Below are 345 nucleotides of genomic sequence, written 5' to 3' on the forward strand. Positions count from 1 at the left end.
GAGGTCGCCTCCGTCGGCATCACCGAGGCCAAGGCCAAGGAGATCTACGGCGCGGACAAGGTCGTCGCCCTGAAGTACAACCTCGCGGGCAACGGCAAGAGCAAGATCCTCAAGACCGCTGGCGAGATCAAGCTCGTCCAGGTCAAGGACGGTGCCGTGGTCGGCGTCCACATGGTCGGAGACCGCATGGGCGAGCAGGTCGGCGAAGCCCAGCTGATCTACAACTGGGAAGCCCTGCCCGCCGAGGTCGCCCAGCTCATCCACGCCCACCCCACGCAGAACGAGGCACTCGGCGAGGCCCACCTGGCCCTGGCCGGCAAGCCCCTGCACTCCCACGACTGACGC

At 67.2% G+C, this 345-nt stretch carries 1 pseudogene; it reads left to right on the forward strand.

Annotation, left to right across the window (positions count from 1 at the left end):
* Positions 1 to 342 (forward strand): annotated as a pseudogene (locus tag ADL08_RS13940) (dihydrolipoyl dehydrogenase); the annotation flags it as partial.
* Positions 343 to 345: the final 3 nt, after the last annotated feature.

The sequence above is a fragment of the Streptomyces sp. NRRL F-6492 genome (assembly GCF_001280125.1).
In the GTDB taxonomy this organism is placed as follows: Bacteria; Actinomycetota; Actinomycetes; order Streptomycetales; family Streptomycetaceae; genus Streptomyces.